The sequence below is a fragment of the Duganella sp. sic0402 genome (assembly GCF_019219065.1).
Lineage (GTDB): Bacteria > Pseudomonadota > Gammaproteobacteria > Burkholderiales > Burkholderiaceae_D > Rugamonas.
The window spans coordinates 211,203-230,168 of sequence record NZ_JAHUWK010000008.1; the positions used below are offsets into that span (position 1 = coordinate 211,203).

An 18,966-nucleotide genomic window follows, 5' to 3' on the forward strand; every position below is an offset into this window, starting at 1 on the left:
GCTACTCTTGAAACTTTTCCACCTGGAGCAAGCGTCGATGATCGAGGTAAACAATCTGGCCAAACGCTTTCGCCTGCCATCGCGCGGCGGCAAGCAGCCCACCGCGCGTGATCCACGCGACCATGACGGCTGGTTCCACGCCGTCCGCGACGTCAGCTTCCGCTGTGCGCCTGGCGAAGTGCTGGGCCTGCTGGGTCCGAATGGCGCCGGCAAGACCACCACGCTGCGCCTGCTCTCCACCGCGCTCAAGCCGGACGCCGGCAGCATCCATGCGAACGGCATCGACCTGCTGGCCAATCCGCTGGCGGCGCGCCAGCACATCGGCTTCCTGTCCGGCAGCACCGGCTTGTACGGCCGACTGACCGCGCGCGAGAACATCGAATACTTCGGCCGCCTGCACGGCCTTAGCCCGGCGCGCCTGAAGCAGCGCTGCGACGAACTGTTCGAGCTATTGCAGATGCATGAATTCGGCAACAAGCGCGCCGACCAGCTATCCACCGGCATGCGCCAGAAATGCGCGATCGCCCGCACCGTTGTGCACGAGCCGAAAATCGTCATCCTCGACGAACCGACCACCGGCCTGGATGTCATGTCGGCCAAGATCCTGCTGGACTTCATCGCCAGCTACAAGGCGCTGGGCGTGCCGCTGATTTTCTCCACCCACCACCTGCATGAAGTGGAAAAGCTGTGCGACCGCGTATGCGTCATCAACCATGGCAAGACCGCCTTCCACGGCAGCATGGACGAGCTGCGCCACCTGGGCGGCAGCGCCGATTTGTACGATGCGTTTGTCAGCGTCATTAACCAGGGAGCCTAAGCATGTGGACCATCTACCTCAAGGAACTGCTGGAACTGGCGCGCGACCGCCGCACCTTCTTCTTCACCGTGTTCATCCCGGTGTTTGCCATGCCACTGATCATTGCCTGCTTTGGCTTCCTGTCGTCCACCATGTTCAAGCAGGCCAGCAAAGCCAACATGGCCTATGCGATTTTCGGCAAACAACATGCGCCGCATCTGGCCGAGCGGCTGGCGCGCGAGAAAGGCTTCCATGAAATCGCACTGGCCAGCCCAGACGAAATCAAAACCGCCATCGCCAATGACCGCATCAAGTTCGCGCTGGTCATCCCGGCCGGCCTGGAAGCGCAACTGGCCACCCAGCAGCAAGGCGTGATCCAGCTGCACTACAACAGCGCCTCCGCCATCGATCTGACCCGCAAGCGCGTGGCCGCCGTGATCGACGCGCACAACCGCGAGCTGCGCGAGCATGCGCTGTCCGCCTTCAATCTGAACAAGCACCAATTGGCCTTCGCGCTTGACCCGGTCACGCTGCAAGACCACTCCACCGCCAACAAGCGCGAGCAGATGGGCGCCATCATCGGCGGCATGCTGCCCTACATCCTGCTGATGGTCTGCCTGATGGCGGCGATGTATCCGGCGATCGACACCGGCGCGGGTGAGAAGGAACGCGGCACGCTGGAAACCCTGCTGCTGGCGCCCGTCTCGCGCACCGCCATCGTGCTGGCCAAATTCCTGATGCTGTTCACCATCGGCCTGGCGTCGGCACTGCTGATGATCGTCAGCGTGTGCACGCTGCTGTACTTCTTCGGCCACATGATCGCCAGCGACCTGGCGCAGATGGTGCGCGCCATCGGCCCGCTGGACCTGGCCATGGTGGCGCTGATGCTGGTGCCGACCGCCGCCATCTTCGCCGCCATTCTGCTGTCGATCTCGGTTTACGCCAAGAGCTACAAGGAGGCAGCCGGGCTGATCTCGCCGCTGATTATCGTCACCATCCTGCCGACGCTGGTGGCGCTACTGCCAGGCGTGGAACTGAACTGGCGCTGGGCCATGGTGCCGCTGACCAATGTCTCGCTGGCGATGAAGGAACTGGTCAAAGGAACGATGGACTACCGCATGTTTTCCGTGATATTACTGTCAACAACCATCACCGCCGGGCTGCTGCTGGCCCTGTGCCGCTGGTGGTTCAACCGGGAGCAGGTTTTGTTTAGAAATTGAATAAGTTGTCTATTCAACTACCAACAAGCGCTTACCGGCTGTTCCGTTAATTCTGCACTCTGGCGCGTCATTTTGCTGCCCATCGCAATGGCGCCCCAGCTGTGGACCAAATTCAATACAATGCCATCATGTGAAAAGTGTGTGGTCGTGCAGAATCAGGAGTTAGCATGGAATTAAGTATCAGCAATTTGTCCAAGACCTACGCCAACGGTGTGGTGGCGCTGGACAATATCTCGCTCACCATCCCGACCGGGATGTTCGGCTTGCTTGGCCCTAACGGCGCCGGCAAGTCGACGCTGATGCGCACGCTGGCCACGCTCCAGGAATGCGATTCCGGCTCGGTGTTCTTTGGCGACCTGGACGTACTGGACGAAAAAGACGAGATCCGCCGCCAGCTCGGCTATCTGCCGCAGGACTTCGGCGTGTATCCGAAAGTCACCGCCTACGAAATGCTGGACCACTTTGCGGTACTGAAAGGCCTGAGCAACCGCCACCGCCGCCGCGAGGTGGTGGACGGCCTGCTGCAACAGACCAATCTGTTCGAGGTGCGCAACCAGCGCCTCGGCGGTTTTTCCGGCGGCATGCGCCAGCGCTTCGGCATTGCCCAGGCGCTGCTCGGTGATCCGAAACTGATCATCGTCGACGAGCCGACCGCCGGCCTCGACCCGCAGGAGCGGGTGCGCTTCCACAACCTGCTGTCCGATATCGGCGAGGACAAGACGGTGATCCTGTCCACCCACATCGTCTCCGACGTGGCCGACCTGTGCGCCAATATGGCCATCATCAACAAAGGCCATTTGCTGCTGTGCGGACCGACGCAGGAACTGATACACGAAGTCAGCGACAAGATCTGGGCACGCTTCATCGACAAGCGCGACCTGCAATCGTTCCAGCTGCGCCATCCGGTGATCTCGTCGCGCCTGCTGTCCGGCCGCACGCTGATCCACGTCTACAGCGACACCGATCCGGGCGACGGCTTTGAGGAAGCCATCGGCGATCTGGAGGATGTCTACTTCGCCACCATCGCCGGCCGCCACCGCGCCGCGAACACCTGCGATTAGGCCGCATCATGTTTGCCATCGCCCTCTTTGAAGCGCGCCAGCGCCTCAAGCTGCTGTCGACCTGGGTGTACTTCCTCGGTTTCCTGGCCCTGTCGCTGCTGTGGATGGCCGCCGCCGGCGGTTTCTTCAAAGGCGCGTCGATCACCTTCGGCAGCCAGCTGATCGACTCGCCGCGCTCGCTGATGTTCACCACCAGCTTCCTCGGCTCACTGGGCGTGATCGTCATCGCCGCGATGATGGGCCGCTCGGTGCAGCAGGATTTTGAATATGATATGCAGCACTTCTTCTTCAGTGCGCCGATCAGGAAACACCAGTACATCTTCGGCCGCTTCCTCGGCGCCTACCTGACACTGGCGATCATCTTCACCAGCATCGTGCTGGGCGCCTGGCTGGGCAGCTATATTCCCGGCGTCGATCCGGAGCGGCTGGCGCATGCGGATGCGCTGGCCTACCTGATCCCCTACTTCATCGTCATCCTGCCGAACATCTTTATCTTCGGCGCCGTGTTCTTCATCCTGGCCGCGCTGACGCGGCGCATGCTGCCGGTGTATATCAGCAGCGTGGTGATGCTGGTCGGCTACATGGTGGCGCCGGGCCTGGCGCGCGACCTCGACTACAAAACCTTTGCCGCGCTGATCGACCCGTTCGGCACCACGGCGGTGATGCGCGTGACCGAATACTGGCCCATCATCGAACGCAACACCCGCATGTTCTACCCGGAAGGCGTGTACCTGCTGAACCGCGTGATCTGGGCCTCGGCCGCGCTGGTCGGCCTGCTGGTCGGCTACTGGCGCTTCCACTTCATCGCCACCAGCGACAGCGGCCACAGCCGCAGTAGCACCAGCAGCACCGGCGAGGGCGAAGTGCCGCAGCACCTGTCGCAGGCGTCGTCCAACACCCAGGAAAAGCCGGACTTCCAGTCGCGCAGCCTGGCCTGGCTGCTGATCAAGATGAGCTGGCTGAACCTGCGCGAAACCACCAAGAACATCTACTTCCTGGTGATCGTGCTGGCCGGCGTGCTGATGATGTTTGCCTCGTCGCTGGACCTGGGCTCGATGTACGGCACCAATACCTATCCCGTCACCTACCAGGTGCTGCAAGTGGTCAGCGAAACCTTCGCGCTATTCATGATGGTGATCACCACCTTCTACGCGGGCGAGCTGATCTGGCGAGAGCGCGAAGCACGCATGGGGCAGATGCTGGACGCGCTGCCGATCCCCAGCTGGCTGCCGCTGCTGGCCAAGCTGTTCGCGCTGATCGGCCTGCAAGCGCTGCTGATGCTGGTGGTAATGCTGACCGGCATGGCGGTGCAGGTCGTCCAGGGCTACTTCCTGCTCGAACCGGGGCTGTACCTGTACCACCTGTTCCTGCTGCAAATGCCCGGCTATGCGCTGACGGCGGTGCTGGCGATTGCGCTGCAAGTGCTCATCAACCAGCGCTACCTCGCCTACTTCGCGATGATCGTCTACTACATCATCAGCGTCACGGCCAGCTCGGTGGGGCTGGAAAACCCGATGCTCATCTACGGCAATATGCCGGCCATCGTCTACTCGGCGATGAACGGCTACGGCCACTTCCTGGCGCGCGAGCGCTGGTACGAAGCCTACTGGGGCGGCGCGGCGCTGCTGCTGATCGTGCTGTCGCTGCTGTTCTGGGCACGCGGCACCAACGACGGTTTCCGCCAGCGGCTGCAACTGGCGCGCCATGCGCTGACGCTGCCGGTACTGAGCGCCATCGCGGCCGGCCTGCTGATCTTCGTCACGGCCGGGGCGGTACTGTTCTACAACCAGCAGGTGGCCGGCGGCTACGAGTCCAGCTACCACAAGGAAACCGAAAAAGCCGACTACGAGCGCAAGTACAAGCAGTACGCGGTGATACCGCAGCCGCGCATCACCGATGTCAAAATGAATGTCGACATCTGGCCGGAACAACGTACCTTGATGGTCAAAGGCCGCTACCTGCTGCAAAACAAGGGCCAGCAACCGATCAGTGACATCATGATTTCGCAGGACAATACAGTGGCGCATTACAGCGTGCGCTTCAGCCAGCCGGTGCGGGACGGCCTCAAGGATGGCGAGCTGGGCTTCTACAGCTACAAGCTGAGCAAGCCGCTGGCGCCGGGCGAACAGCTAAGCATGGAGTTTGACATCCGCTACGCACCACAGGGCATCCTGGGCCTCGGCCGCGATACGCCGGCAATCGCCAACGGCAGCTTCTTCAACAACGGCGTGATGCCGCACATCGGCTACCAGCCGGACTGGGAACTGAGCGATGCGCGCGACCGCAAGAAACACCAGCTGGCGGCGCGCGAACGCATGCTGCCGCGCGACGATCCGGCCGGCCTTGCCAACAACTTCGCCAGCAACGACGCCGACTGGATCAGCTTCGACGCCACCGTCGGCACCAGCGCCGACCAGACCGCCATCGCGCCGGGCATGCTGGTCAAGGACTGGAGCGCCAAAGGGCGCCGCTACTTCCATTACAAAATGGAACAGCCGATGCTGAATATGTACGCCTTCCAGTCGGCGCGCTACCTGGTGAAGCGCGACTGGTGGCAGGATGTCGGCATCGAGCTGTACTACCATCCGGGTCACGAATACAACCTGGAGCGGATGGACAAGGGCATCAAGGAATCGCTGGACTACTACACCAAAAACTTTGGCCCCTACCAGCACAAGCTGGTGCGGATTGTCGAATTCCCTCGCTACCAGCAGTTTGCGCAATCGTATCCGAACACCATTCCGTATTCGGAAGCGGTGGGCTTTATTGCCAAGGTCAACGACAAGAATCCGAAAGACATCGACTACCCGTTCTACATCACCGCGCATGAAGTGGCGCACCAGTGGTGGGGACACCAGCTGGTGGGCGGCAACACGCGCGGCAGCACGGTGCTGAGCGAAACGCTGGCGGAATATTCGGCGCTGATGGTGATGAAGAAAAACTTCGGCGCCAACAAAATGCGGCGCTTCCTGCACTATGACCTGGACCAGTACCTGTTCGGCCGTGCACTGGAGCGCAAGAAAGAACTGCCGCTGGCGGAAAACGAAAACCAGAACTACATCCAGTACCGCAAGGGCAGCCTGGCGATGTACCAGCTACAGGACATCCTCGGCGAAGCCAAGGTCAACGAAGCGCTGAAAGGCATGTTGCAGGATTACGGGCGCAAATCCGCACCCTACCCGAGCGTCAACGTGCTGGTGGAGGCGCTGCGTAAAGTCACGCCGGCCGACCAGGCTTATTTGATCGACGACCTGTTCAACCACATCGTCCTGTATGAAAACCACGCCACCTCGGCCACGGCGCGCAAGCTCAATGACGGCAAGTACGAAGTCAGCTTCACGGTCAGCGCGGCGAAAGTGCGCGCCGGCGAGCAGGGCGAAGAAAAAGATGTGGCGCTGCGCGACTGGATCGACATCGGTGTCGACGACAAGGACGGCAACAGCCTGCTACGCGAGCGCAAGCTGATCAGCCAAAAAGAAAACCGCTACACCGTCATCGTCAACGGCCGCCCGGCGAAAGCCGGCATCGATCCCGACAACAAACTGATCGACCGCAAGCCCGACGACAACATGATCAACATCGAACTGCAAACCCAATAATCCGGGGCCAGAACTGACCCCGGATTTGGTTTAGGCGCGGAGTTGCAGGCGCTGTGGGGCGCGAGGGGTGTGGCTGTCGTGCAGTTTGAAGACGGAGACGATGGCGGTCAGCGCATCTGCCTGGTCGTGCAGCGAGGCGGCAGCGGCGGCGGCTTCTTCTACCAGCGCGGCGTTCTGCTGTGTGACCTGGTCCATCTGGCCGATCGCCATGTTGACCTGCTCGATGCCCGAGCTCTGCTCGTGCGTGGCCGAGGTGATTTCACCCATGATGTCGGTCACGCGCTGGATGCTGTCGACCACATCGGTCATGGTCGCGCCCGCCTGCGAGACCAGCGCGCTGCCGGCATCCACTTTCGCCAGCGAGTCGTCGATCAGCCCTTTGATTTCCTTGGCCGCCGCCGCGCTGCGCTGCGCCAGGTTGCGTACTTCCGATGCCACCACCGCGAAGCCGCGTCCTTGCTCGCCGGCGCGTGCCGCTTCCACTGCGGCGTTCAGTGCCAGGATGTTGGTCTGGAATGCAATGCCATCGATCACGCTGATGATGTCGGCAATCTTGCGCGAGGAGCCGTTGATGGCTTCCATCGTGCTCACCACTTCCGATACGACACCGCCGCCGCGCTGCGCCACTTCCGACGCAGTCACCGCCAGCTGGTTGGCCTGGCGCGCATTGTCGGCGTTCTGCTTGACGGTCGCAGTCAGCTCTTCCATCGACGAGGCGGTTTCTTCCAGGCTGGACGCCTGCTCTTCGGTTCGGCCCGACAAGTCCAGATTGCCGGCAGCGATCTGGCTCGACGCCGTCGAAATGCTTTCCGTGCCGTTGCGCACTTCGGTGACGATGCTGATCAGGCCATCATTCATTTTCTGCAGGGAGCTCAGCAGGCGGCCGGTTTCGTCCGTGCTGTCGACTGCAATATGCGAGGTCAGATCGCGCTGCGCCACCGCCTCGGCAATCTCGACCGCCTGGCCCAGCGGCACCGTGATGCCGCGCGTCAGACGCCATGCACAGAAGACACCCAGCGCCAGCACCAGCACGCCCAGGCCAATCATGAAAGTACGGTTGCTTTGGTACAGCGCGTCAATCCTTTGCGCCTGGCTATCGATGCTCTTGCGCTGGTGTTCCAGCAGCGCGCTCAGGTTACCCAGATAGGCTTTGCCGGCAGGCGTGAAGCGCTGTTCCAGTTCTTCGGCCGCCTCGTCCAGCTTGCCCTCTTTTTTCAGCGCGACGATTTTGTCGCGCGATTCGCCATATAGCTTGCGGTAGTCCTTGAGCTTGCTATACAGCTCTTTTTCCTCGGCGCCGTCGATCAGTTCCTCGACGCCTTTCTGCAATTTGTTGATCTCGGCCACCGATTGCTTGGTTTCGTCGGCAAAGTACGGCCCCAGCGACGGGTCGGTGCTCTTGGAAATCGCCGAGGTGCGGCGCACACTGGTATGGATCAGGCGATACCAGTCGCTGATCATGCGTTCTTTGGCCAGCGGCTGCTGCATCATCTCGTTGGTCGCGGTCGCCACCGAATGCATATGGCGTATGCCGATCAGCGTCATCAAGATCATCAACGCCAATATCAAGCCAAAACCCGCCGCCAGGCGCGTGCCAATTTTCAGATTTTTCATGAGTGTCGTGCCTAACAGGCAATGTTGGAAAATAAAGATGCGTTGCTGCTATTGAAACTGCTGTTCGGGCGCTTGAATTTGAATTGCCCAAAGGAATCAATAGTTTAGCACAGCAACTATATTAATGTGGCGGGATTACCTGGATGTGACTTGCATGCGACTCGGCACTGGCGCGGGAATAAAAAACGGGACACCGCGGTGTCCCGTTTTTTGTCGTCAGCGCTTTTTTACGCCGCTTTTTTGGCTGCCGCTTTCTTGACCGCCGGCTTCTTGACGGCTGCCGCTTTCTTGACCGCTGGCTTTTTGACCGCCGCCGCTTTTTTCACCGGGGCTTTTTTCTCCTCGGCTGCATCGCCCTCATCGGCGGCCGCAGCTTTGCCCTTGGCCGGCGCCTTGGCCTTGCGCTCTTCAAACTCGAAACTGATCTTGCCGTCCTTGCCTTTCACCAGGAAAGCCTTGAACGGACGGCGCGTGCGCTGCGAGACAAAGCCCGGCAGCAGGTCGGTCTTGCCGTCGTTGAGCAGCTTGGCCATTTGCTCCGGCAGGATTTCCTGTTGCAGGATGATGCGGCCGCTGCGGAAGTCGCAAGTCTTCGGCTTCGCCACGCTGTGTTCGCAAACATAGGCCAGGCCCATTTCGTACACGCCGCCATTGCACTTGGGGCACGGGCCCAGTACGGTCTGGCCGGTGAAGTCGACCGGTTCGGAATCTTCCGAGTCGTCGTTCTGGCCGAAATCGAACTCCAGCTTGTAGTTCTTGATATCCTCATCCTTGGAGATGCGCAGGATGGCGGCAAACGGACGGCCCATCTTGGAGCGGAAGCCTTGCAGCGGGCCGATGGTACGGTCGCGCAGCAGCTGTTCCACTTCCTCGATTTCAAACTGGCGGCCGCCCGGCGTTTTACTCATCGAGAATTCGCACTTGGTGCAGGCGAAGCGGCGATAGTTTTCCTTCACCACGCTGCCGCAATTCGGGCACGGCGCGGTCAGCGTCGCGTAGTCGCCAGGGATGGTGTCGTTATCGTATTCCTTGGCACGCTTGACGATCACCTGGGTCATCTGCGCGATTTCGCGCATGAACTCGTCACGCGAAATCTTGCCCTTCTCCATTTGCGACAGCTTGTATTCCCACTCGCCGGTCAGCTCGGGCGCGGTCAGCTCGTTGACGCCCAGGCCACGCAGCAGCGTCATCAGCTGGAACGCCTTGGCGGTCGGCATCAGCTCGCGGCCTTCGCGCAGCAGATACTTTTCAGTCAGCAGGCCTTCGATGGTGGCGGCGCGCGTCGCTGGCGTGCCCAGGCCCTTGCCGGCCATCGCATCGCGCAGTTCGTCGTCCTCGACCAGCTTGCCGGCGCCTTCCATGGCCGACAGCAGCGTCGCCTCGGTGTAGCGCGCAGGCGGCTTGGTCACCAGGCCATTGGCGTCGACCTTGTCGGTCAGCACTTTCTCGCCCTTGGCAACCGGCACCAGGCTCTTGTTGCTGCCTTCTTTTTCCTTGTCGTCGCCGTCGGCTTCTTTGCCATAGATCGCCAGCCAGCCCGGACTGGTCATGACCTTGCCTTCAGTCTTGAACTGATGGCCAGACACTTCGGTATAGCGGGTAGTGACCTGGAACTCGGCAGCCGGGAAGAATACCGCCATGAAGCGGCGCGTCACCAGGTCGTACAGCTTCTGCTCCGGCTCGGACAAATTCTTCGGCGCGATCGGCGTTGGAATGATCGCAAAGTGGTCCGAGATCTTGGTGTTGTCGAAGATGCGCTTGTTCGGCTTGACCCAGCCCTTGTCCAGGATCTGCTTGGCGAACTGGTGGTAGTTGTTGTTCTCTTTCACCGAGTCCAGCGTCTGCTTGACGGTGTCCAGATAGTCTTCCGGCAGGTGGCGCGAATCGGTACGCGGATAAGTCAGCACCTTGTGCTTTTCGTACAGCGCCTGCGCCAGGCCCAGCGTGTTCTTGGCCGAGAAGCCGAAGCGCGAATTGGCCTCGCGTTGCAGGCTGGTCAGGTCGAACAGGCCCGGCGCCATCGAGGTGGTCGGCTTGGATTCTTCGGTGACATTGCCTTGCTTGCCGCGCACGGCCACCGCGATGGAGTCGGCTGCGGCCTTGCTCCACAGGCGCTCGGCGCGTTTCTCCGGATCGGTCTCGTCCTTCTTGAACTTGGTGTCCAGCCAGCGGCCTTCGTAGACGCCGGCGGCGCAGACGAATTCGGCGCGCACTTCCCAGTAGTCGCGCGGCTTGAACTTGCGGATTTTTTCTTCGCGCTCGACCACGATCGACAAGGTCGGCGTCTGCACGCGGCCAACGGTGGTCAGGTAGAAGCCGCCCTCTTTCGAATTGAAGGCGGTCATGGCGCGGGTGCCGTTGATGCCGATCAGCCAGTCCGCCTCCGAGCGGCAGCGCGCGGCGTCGGCCAGCGGCATCATGTCTTCATCGGTGCGCAGGTGCGAGAAGCCGTCGCGGATCGCCGCCGGCGTCATCGATTGCAGCCACAAACGCTTGACCGGCTGCTTGGCCTTGGCGTTCTGCGCGATCAGGCGGAAGATCAGTTCTCCTTCGCGGCCCGCGTCACATGCGTTAATCAGGGTGGTGACGTCCTTGCGCTTGATGAGCTTGTTCAGTACCTTGAGCCGCGCCTCGGTCTTGGCGATCGGATTCAGCGCGAAGTACGGCGGAATCATCGGCAGGTGCGCAAAGCTCCATTTGCCGCGCTTGACGTCATGTTCTTCCGGAACGGCGATTTCCAGCAGGTGACCGACGGCGGAGGACAACACGTACTCGTCGGATTCAAAGTACTCATCGTGCTTGGTAAAGCCGCCCAGCGTCTTCGCGATGTCGTTCGCGACAGATGGCTTCTCGGCGATGATGAGGGTTTTGCTCATATTTTAGTATCTCGTTTGTAACACTTTGGAAGGACAGCATGCGCATCATACATGCATAGCACGGTAATCTGCATGTTTCTGTCACAGTCTTGTCAAAGCGCAAATAATAAGCGGATTGCCCGCCATACGGCAAGCGCGCAACGCGCGCAGCGCCGATTATGGCGCGTTTTATTGCCAAAAGGGAATTTAAAGCAGCTAAGTACAGCAGGCTTAGTGCAGCAGGCGCGGTGCCTGGTCTTCGTCCGAACCGAACAGGTCGTCGAACATCAGCGCATCCGGCTCTTTGCCCTGGCTCCAGAGCAGCATCAACACGATGACCTTGAGCTTGCCCAGCGACACTGGCATTTCTTCCAGCGCCAGCGCGCGCTCGATGACGATCTCGCGTTGCAGCGGCGACAACACCTTGGCCGATTCGAGGAACTGGATGAAGCCGATGGCGCCTGCGCCCAGCGCGTCCTGCTCTTCGTCGACGTAAAAGCGGGTGCCGGTCGAGGAAGCGGTCAGCGTCTGTTCCACACCCGCCATGGCGGTCAGGTCGGTCAGCCAGACCAGCGCCTCGGAGATCTCGACGTCGTCAAAACCGACAGCCGACAGCTTCTTGGCCAATGCCGCCGGTTCCGGGCAGGCATCGGGACGGTAATAAGTCTCGTAGAGATAAACAAGGACATCGAACATGGCTCTACTCTATCAGTTAAAACGAATTCGGTACAACTTCTGTTCACACGCATAACCTTTGGAACATGCCGCCCGGCAAACGCTCCAGCAAGCCCGCCAGTTCCAGCGCCAGCAATTGCCCTTGCAGCTCGCCGGGGGCTTGTCCAAGATGCAAGGCCAGCACCTCGGCCTGGACCGGATCGGCACCGATCGCCGCCAGCACCCGGTCGACAAAACTGTCATCCAGTCCGGCGCGCGCGCCAGCCTTGCCATCGACCGCCATCTGCAAGGCTTGCAACACATCGGCGGCGCTCTCCACCAGCCTGGCGCCGTCGCGGATCAGCTGGTTGCAGCCTTTCGACAGTGTCGCATGAATCGAACCCGGCACGGCGTACACATCGCGCCCCTGCGCCAGCGCCAGCTCGGCGGTGATCAGCGAGCCGGACCTGGCCGCCGCTTCCACCACCAGCACGCCAAGCGCTAGTCCGCTGATGATGCGATTACGCCGTGGAAAGTTGTCCCGCGTGGGCGGCGTGCCCAGCGCGTATTCGCTGACAATGCAGCCTTCCTCGGCGATGCGGCGCGCCAGCGCGCTGTTGCGGGCGGGATAGATGCGGTCGATGCCCGTGCCCAGCACGGCGATGGTGCCGCCCGGACCATTCAGGCCTCCGGCGTGGGCGGCCGCGTCGACGCCCAGCGCCAGCCCGGACACAATCGTCAGCCCAGCCTCCGACAAGGCCTGCGCCAGCTGCTCGGCGTTCAGCACGCCCTGGCGGCTGGCGTTGCGCGCGCCCACCACCGCCACCGCGCGCCCGGATAATAGCGCCGGCCTGCCTTTGAGGTAGAGCAGCAAGGGCGCAGCGTTGATATTGCTGAGATAGTCGGGATAGCCGGCATCGCCCCAGGCCAGCAGGCTGTTGCCGGGCTGCAGCTGCCAGGCTTGCAGCGCGTCCAGGTCGGTTTCCAGCCGCGCCGATGGCGCGGCCAGCAGCGCGTCGGCCTGATGCGGCTTGACGACAGCCAGCAGTTGCTCGCGGCCGGCTTCAAAGATGGCTTGCGGCGTAACGAAGCGCTCCAGCAGCCTGTGCGCCGTCAGCAGGCCGACGCGTTCGGTCTGTTGCAGACGCAGCCAGCCTGCCAGCGCTGGACGGGTCATTTCTGCAGGGGTATCCGTGGCTTGCACGGCGCGGTTTACTCCGGCGACTTGGCGACGTCGCCCACTTCCACCGGCGCCGTCACCTGCATGATCAAGCCGTAGGAAATATGCTTGAACGTGCGGAAGATAAACAGGCTGCCCATTTCCTCGTCCGGCAGCCTGACCTGCTGCTCGCGCCCATACCAGGTTTTCTTCGCGGTGGAGTCGCTCACAGTTCTTCCTGCATGGTACAGCTGCAAAACCGAGCCGCCATCGAGTCCGTCAAGCTTTCCGCGATTAATGCTGACGATCTGGTTCTGCCCGGCGTGCGTGACGCCACCGTAGATGGCCGCCACGCGCGCTGTGACCGGCTGTGCCGGCGGATGCGGCGCGTAGTTTTGCATCGGCGTCGGCGGTACGGCGCGCAACTGGTCGCCCCTGCCCATTTCCTGCACCGCCGTGGCCACCGTAAAGGTATGCACGTCGCTGCCGGCCCCAGCTTCGGCCTGCAGCTTGAGCGTGCCCAGATAGAAGGCTTCGTAGCCAATCACTTGCTTGGTGACAGGATCTTTCAGCGGCGCGCCGGGACGGAATACCTGGAACGCGCTGTTGCCGCCCAGCTCGCCGCGTACATAGGCCTTGTCGCCCTTGCCAAGAAACACCCTGCCCTCCTGCGTGGCGACGATGCGCGGTGCGCCTTGCAATTCGTCATCCTCAATAATCAGCGGCTGGGTCAGGAAGGGTTCGATGATGCCGGGCGGTATCGACGGCACGGCGTCCTTGCCCAGCCCCTCGGTGCGCACGCGCGGCGTCAGTTTCTGTGCCGAAGGATCGTTCAGACCGCCTTCCAGCCGCTGCCCCAGCCGCAGGCGGCCGGCGGCGCGATCGAACCAGATTACCTGGCCCGGATAAATCCAGTGCGGGTTGGCGATTTCGTCACGGTTCATGCCCCATACCGTGGGCCAGCACCAGGGCTTGCGCAGGAAGGCGCCGGAGATATCCCACAGCGTGTCGCCCTTGACGACGACGTGCTGGTCCGGCGCGTCCGGGCGGAACTCGCAGACCGGTGCAGCCGAGGCTGAGGCCGCAGAGGCCACTGTAAACAAGGCAGCCCATGCCAAGCGTGTACCGACTGTGCTAAAATTTTTCATAATAGATCCAGTAAGTGCGCCGCAAGCACACGGCAGCTGAGCTGTAAAGCTTGCCAAATTGAATCAAATTCTGCCCATAAAACCCTGAACTAGCAAGCGAAACCGCGCTCCTGTACGCTGCGCGGCGATTGCATTGGCGGGGCATACACCGTTTTCATTTAGTTATCATGGCCATTTTAAATATTCTGCGTTACCCCGATCCACGCCTGCACAAAGTTGCCGTGCCAGTGACCGTTTTTGATGAAAAACTGGAAAAACTGGTCGCCGACATGGCCGAAACCATGTACGACGCGCCCGGCGTCGGCCTGGCCGCCTCCCAGGTGGATGTGCACCAGCAAGTGGTGGTGATCGACATTACCGAAGACAAGAGCGCGCTGACCGCCTTCATCAATCCGGAAATCCTCTGGGCCAGCGACGACAAGCAAGTCTACGAAGAAGGCTGCCTGTCGGTGCCGGGCGTGTACGACGGCGTTGAGCGTCCGACCAAGGTCAAGGTGCGTGCTTTCGACGTCAAGGGCCAGGCCTTTGAAGTGGATGCCGACGGCCTGCTGGCGGTATGCATCCAGCACGAGATGGATCACCTGAAAGGCAAGGTATTCGTGGAATACCTGTCGCCACTGAAGCGCAACCGCATCAAGGCCAAGCTGCAGAAGGAAGAGCGCGGCATGCAGCGCGAAGCCCAGCTGCGCGCCCAGGGCCGCCGCTACTAATCATGAAAGTCATCTTCGCCGGAACGCCGGAATTCGCCGCCGTCGCACTGCAATCGCTGCACGAAGCCGGCTACGAAATCCCGCTGGTGCTGACCCAGCCGGACCGCCCTGCCGGCCGCGGCATGCAATTGCAGCCATCGGCCGTCAAGCAGTACGCGCTGTCGCAAGGCATCGAGGTATTGCAGCCGCTGTCGCTGCGCATGGACAGCAAGGACCCGCAGCGCGCAGAAGAAGCCAAGGCCGCGCACCAGCGCCTGCTGTCGACGCCCTACGATGTGATGGTGGTGGCGGCCTACGGCCTGATCCTGCCGCGCAGCACGCTGGACATCAAGCCCTGCCTCAACATTCACGGTTCGCTGCTGCCGCGCTGGCGCGGCGCGGCGCCGATTCATCGCGCGATTGAAGCTGGCGACAAAGAAACCGGCATCACCATCATGGAGATGGAAGAAGGCCTGGATACAGGCCCGATGCTGCTGATCGAAAAAATCGCCATCGACGACAGCGACACCACCGGCAGCCTGCACGACAAGCTGGCGGCATTGGGCGGCAAGATGATTGTCGAGGCGCTCAATAAATATCAGCACCAGCAGCTGGAAGCCGTGGTGCAGCCGGAAGAAGGCGTCAACTACGCCAGCAAGATCAGCAAGGAAGAAGCGGCGCTGGACTTCACCCAGTCCGCGCTGGAGATCGGCCGCAAGATCCGCGCTTTCAATCCCTTCCCCGGCGCACACGGTACGGTCAACGATGTGGTGGTCAAGCTGTGGGGCGCGGAAGTGGTGGATGGCAGCGGGCCAGCAGGCAAGGTGCTGTCGGCCGATGCGCAGCATGGCATTGTGGTCGCCTGCGGTACTGGCGCGCTGCGTCTGACCTCGCTGCAAAAACCGGGCGGCAAGCGCCTGGCGGCGGCCGAGTTCATCAAGGGCTTCCCTCTCGAAGGCCTGTCCTTCGTTTAAGTTAGTTCACTGTCAGCTTGTCGCGGCACAGATCTTCGGTCTGGTAGCCGCCCAGGTTGGCGCGCAAAATCAGCAGCGACTGGCGGCGCTGTTCCAGTGCCGCTTGCTGTTCCTCAATCTCGCGCAACAGGATGGCCGACTGGCGCATGGTCTTCTCGACCGAGCACTTGCCGTTTTCATCCAGCATGTCGCGTATCACTTCCAGCGTAAAGCCGAGTTTTTTCGCGCCCTGAATCAGCTTCAGGCGATCCGGCGCATTGCTGGCGTACTGGCGGTAGCCGGACGCCGTGCGCGATATTGGCGCCAGCAGCCCCTGCTCCTCATAAAACCGTATCGCGGAGGCAGCAATGCCTGACTTTCGGGAGAGTTCACCGATTTTCATTTTTTGCTTGACCCTCAAGTTGACTTGAAACTTATTATAAGATGGTCCGCCCGAGCCTGCTTGCGGAGGCCTTATTACAAATAGGAGTATCAATATGACCGACGTAATTCAACACCTGAACTGGCGCTACGCCACCAAGAGCTACGACGCATCGAAACAGCTGGATGAGGAAAAGCTGAACCGCATCCTGGAAGCGATCCGCCTGGCGCCAACCTCCAGCGGCCTGCAGCCGTTTGAAGTGTTCGTGGTGAAAAATCCGGACCTGCGCGCGAAAATCCGCGAAGTGGCGTGGAATCAGGCGCAAGTGACCGATGCCTCGCACCTGCTGGTGTTCGCGGCCTGGGACAACATCACGCCAGAGCGCATCGATTCGATGTTTGACTACACCAACGAAGTGCGCGGTTTCAAAAACGAAGGCTGGGAAGCCTATCGCAAACAACTGCAAGGCATCGTGGCCGCACGCGGCGACGTCGCCAACTTTGACGCGGCTGCGCGTCAGGCCTATATCGGCCTGGGCGTGGCGCTGGTGGCTGCCGCCGCCGAAGGCGTCGACAGCACGCCGATGGAAGGCTTCGATCCTGCCGCCGTCGACCAGATCCTGTCGCTGAAAGAGCGCAAACTGCGCAGCGTGGTGATCCTGCCGCTGGGCTACCGCAAGCCGGATACCGACTGGCTGGTCAACCTGAAAAAAGTGCGCCGTCCGCGCGAGCAGTTCATCACCGAGCTGAACTAATCCCGCAGCGAAATGACTTGATCGCCGTCAGCTGGCTTGCAGCCTGCGGCGATCGGCGTCCAGCCGCGGTGGATGACAATCTGCTGTTCATCGTGGCATAGTTCGACGCGCTCGCTTTGCGAAAAGCGGGCGCGCACAAAATCCTCCAGCGTGGCCGGCAAGCTGACATGCAGCTTGAGCGCGGCCCGGTCTTCATCCGGATGATCGTCCAGGTGCACCAGCGGCACGAAGTACGAGGCCAGCATCCACCAGCGCGAGCCGACATTCACCGGCTGCGGCGCGTAATCCGCTTCGCGCAGCCAGCGTTGCGCACGCTCCCGTAAATCCACACCATCCGCCAGATCGCCCCAGCCGGCGGCCAGCATTTCGGCCAGCCATTGATTGCAGTTCTGGTAACGCAGGCTGTAGGCATAGGCATTGGCGCTGTATCGCGCCGCCAGCAAATGCAGCGCGCGCGATGTGTCGAGCAGCGCGGGACGCAGCGCCAGCACAGCTTGCGGCGGCAAGCGCACGATGCTCAGGTAGCCGATTTTCGGCGAGTCAGTGCCCATCGCAAAACCGGCTAGCCCCTGATCGTAAATGCGTGGGTGGCCTTCATCGCAGGCGTAGTACAACTGGCGCGCCGCCCACAGGCCTTGATCCGAGCGCCACGCCAGCGCGGCATGCGAATAGCGGATGTTGAAGCGCGACAGATCCAGGCCGGAGCGGCTGACCAGCGCCACGCTTTCTTCGGTGGCCGCCAGTTCTTCGCGCAGCACGGCGGCGAAACGCAGCAGGCGGTCCTGCTCGGCGGCCGTCAGATCATGTTCGCGGTCGCAAAACCGCGAGGAAGACGCCTGCGCTGCACCTGCCGCGAATAGCAGGCATAGCACCAGCGCAGATAGCTGCTTCAAAGGCTCAGCGCGCGCGAGGACAGTTCGTCATACCATTCATCGGCCAGCACCAGGTAGAACGGCTGGCGATTGTCGGCGCGGCCGAACTCGATGCCGTAGACGCGGTTGTGCGCATACATCCGATCACCGACCGCAAGCTGCTGACGCTCGAAGGTCGTTTGCGGCAGATCCAGCACCACGCGCTGCGCGGGGTCGTCAGCCTGCATGGTAAGGCGGGCGCGGCCATCGCGGTCCGGCGTGGCGGCGATGTCGATGATGCGGTACTCCGCGTCCGCCACCTTCTTGTTATTGTTGGAGCTATTGCTGGAGCCCGACAGCGAATCGGACACGCTGCCGCTGGACGCCGAGCCGGCACTGGAAGCGGACGACGCAATGCTCTCGGCGTGGCTATTCAGCGACAGGGCCAGTGCACCGGCAACGCACATCAATCGCATGGTCAAAGTGATATTCATCTACACTTCCTCAACTGGGCAAATAAAACAGTATAAAGGAGAGCGTGATGGCCGCACCCGAAATCAGCTGCTGGTTCGACTTTGCCAGCAACTACAGCTACCTCAGCGTGCTGCGCCTGGCGCGGCAAAAAGACGTGAGCGTGCAATGGAAGCCCTTTCTGCTCGGGCCCATCTTCAAGGAGCAGGGCTGGGACAACTCTCCATTCGTGCTGCAAAAGGACAAAGGCGAGTACGTCTGGCGCGACATGCCGCGTGAATGCGCAAAGTACCAACTACCATGGAGGCGGCCTTCTGAATTCCCGCGCCGCTCGCTATTGGCTGCACGTGTGGCCTTGCTGGGCGAGCATCAGCCGTGGATGGCCGAATTCTGCGCCCGCGTCATGCTGGCCAACTTTGAGCACGACGAAGACATCGGCAGCGAACAGGTGATCGCCGCCATCCTCACCAGCATCGGCCTCGACGCGGAAGCGCTACTCACCGCCGCCCAATCCGACGACAACAAAGCCCGCCTGCGTGCCCGCAACGAAGAAGCCCGCGCCCTGCACATCTTCGGCGCCCCCACCTTCTTCGTCGGCCCCGAAATGTACTGGGGCAACGACCGCCTGTCCGACGCCTTGGCGCTCGCCAAGCGCTAAAACAGCAGAATGTTGCGGCGATGCAGCAGTTGACTGAAGCTTGTTCAGCGATGCCGTATAATCTCAGACCGCCCTTTTGCTCCGGCGCACTTCCTTTTATCC

Annotated in this window: 16 protein-coding genes; 8 read left to right on the top strand and 8 right to left on the bottom strand. The window is 61.5% G+C overall.

Annotated features, from left to right (window positions below):
* The first annotated feature begins 37 nt into the window (after positions 1–37).
* From KW842_RS19455 to KW842_RS19470, 4 genes are all read left to right on the top strand, one after another.
* On the top strand, positions 38–817 hold the full coding sequence (locus KW842_RS19455; RefSeq protein ID WP_218305851.1) for an ATP-binding cassette domain-containing protein: 780 nt from the start codon (positions 38–40) through the stop codon (positions 815–817).
* A gap of 2 nt (positions 818–819) precedes the next feature.
* Positions 820–2,016 carry an ABC transporter permease gene (locus KW842_RS19460; protein ID WP_218305773.1) on the top strand — a complete coding sequence of 399 codons (1,197 nt, stop codon included), beginning with the start codon at positions 820–822 and terminating at the stop codon, positions 2,014–2,016.
* 167 nt (positions 2,017–2,183) lie between these two features.
* Complete coding sequence (locus tag KW842_RS19465) at positions 2,184–3,077, top strand: ABC transporter ATP-binding protein (protein WP_218305774.1); 894 nt, start codon at positions 2,184–2,186, stop codon at positions 3,075–3,077.
* An 8-nt stretch (positions 3,078–3,085) separates the two neighbouring features.
* Positions 3,086–6,676 (top strand): M1 family aminopeptidase, encoded by a 3,591-nt coding sequence (locus KW842_RS19470; protein ID WP_218305775.1) that lies wholly within the window; start codon positions 3,086–3,088, stop codon positions 6,674–6,676.
* A gap of 30 nt (positions 6,677–6,706) precedes the next feature.
* Here the strand turns inward: KW842_RS19470 and KW842_RS19475 are convergent, their stop codons facing one another.
* From KW842_RS19475 to KW842_RS19495, 5 genes are all read right to left on the bottom strand, one after another.
* A complete protein-coding gene (locus tag KW842_RS19475) occupies positions 6,707–8,290 on the bottom strand; it encodes a methyl-accepting chemotaxis protein (RefSeq protein WP_218305776.1) in 1,584 nt (527 codons plus the stop codon).
* A 227-nt stretch (positions 8,291–8,517) separates the two neighbouring features.
* Entirely contained in the window at positions 8,518–11,166 is a 2,649-nt protein-coding gene (locus tag KW842_RS19480; RefSeq protein WP_218305777.1) for a DNA topoisomerase III, read from the bottom strand.
* 210 nt (positions 11,167–11,376) lie between these two features.
* Complete coding sequence (locus KW842_RS19485; RefSeq protein WP_218305778.1) at positions 11,377–11,841, bottom strand: DUF494 family protein; 465 nt, start codon at positions 11,839–11,841, stop codon at positions 11,377–11,379.
* Positions 11,842–11,884: 43 nt separating this feature from the next.
* Positions 11,885–12,976: a DNA-processing protein DprA gene (dprA, locus tag KW842_RS19490; protein WP_218305779.1), complete on the bottom strand. Its 1,092-nt coding sequence runs from the start codon at positions 12,974–12,976 to the stop codon at positions 11,885–11,887.
* 35 nt (positions 12,977–13,011) lie between these two features.
* Complete coding sequence (locus KW842_RS19495; protein ID WP_218305780.1) at positions 13,012–14,106, bottom strand: LysM peptidoglycan-binding domain-containing protein; 1,095 nt, start codon at positions 14,104–14,106, stop codon at positions 13,012–13,014.
* Positions 14,107–14,273: 167 nt separating this feature from the next.
* Between KW842_RS19495 and def the strand changes: the two genes are divergently transcribed.
* Positions 14,274–14,816 (top strand): peptide deformylase, encoded by a 543-nt coding sequence (def, locus tag KW842_RS19500; RefSeq protein WP_218305781.1) that lies wholly within the window; start codon positions 14,274–14,276, stop codon positions 14,814–14,816.
* Positions 14,817–14,818: 2 nt separating this feature from the next.
* Entirely contained in the window at positions 14,819–15,769 is a 951-nt protein-coding gene (gene fmt / locus KW842_RS19505) for a methionyl-tRNA formyltransferase (RefSeq protein ID WP_218305782.1), read from the top strand.
* Position 15,770: 1 nt separating this feature from the next.
* On the opposite strand, the gene KW842_RS19510 is transcribed toward fmt, so the two are convergent.
* Positions 15,771–16,151, bottom strand: coding sequence for a MerR family transcriptional regulator (locus KW842_RS19510; protein ID WP_218305783.1), 381 nt, complete (start codon positions 16,149–16,151; stop codon positions 15,771–15,773).
* Between the two features lie 94 nt (positions 16,152–16,245).
* Between KW842_RS19510 and KW842_RS19515 the strand changes: the two genes are divergently transcribed.
* The gene (locus KW842_RS19515; protein ID WP_218305784.1) at positions 16,246–16,884 is read left to right on the top strand and encodes an NAD(P)H-dependent oxidoreductase; all 639 of its coding nucleotides are present in this window, start codon (positions 16,246–16,248) and stop codon (positions 16,882–16,884) included.
* Here the strand turns inward: KW842_RS19515 and KW842_RS19520 are convergent.
* Complete coding sequence (locus KW842_RS19520) at positions 16,881–17,777, bottom strand: DUF2145 domain-containing protein (RefSeq protein WP_218305785.1); 897 nt, start codon at positions 17,775–17,777, stop codon at positions 16,881–16,883. The genes KW842_RS19515 and KW842_RS19520 overlap by 4 nt on opposite strands.
* Positions 17,774–18,229 (bottom strand): hypothetical protein, encoded by a 456-nt coding sequence (locus tag KW842_RS19525; protein WP_218305786.1) that lies wholly within the window; start codon positions 18,227–18,229, stop codon positions 17,774–17,776. The genes KW842_RS19520 and KW842_RS19525 overlap by 4 nt, the downstream gene beginning before the upstream one ends.
* Before the next feature lie 47 nt (positions 18,230–18,276).
* Here KW842_RS19525 and KW842_RS19530 point away from each other — a divergent pair, with 47 nt between their 5' ends.
* Positions 18,277–18,864 (top strand): 2-hydroxychromene-2-carboxylate isomerase, encoded by a 588-nt coding sequence (locus KW842_RS19530; protein WP_218305787.1) that lies wholly within the window; start codon positions 18,277–18,279, stop codon positions 18,862–18,864.
* Positions 18,865–18,966: the final 102 nt, after the last annotated feature.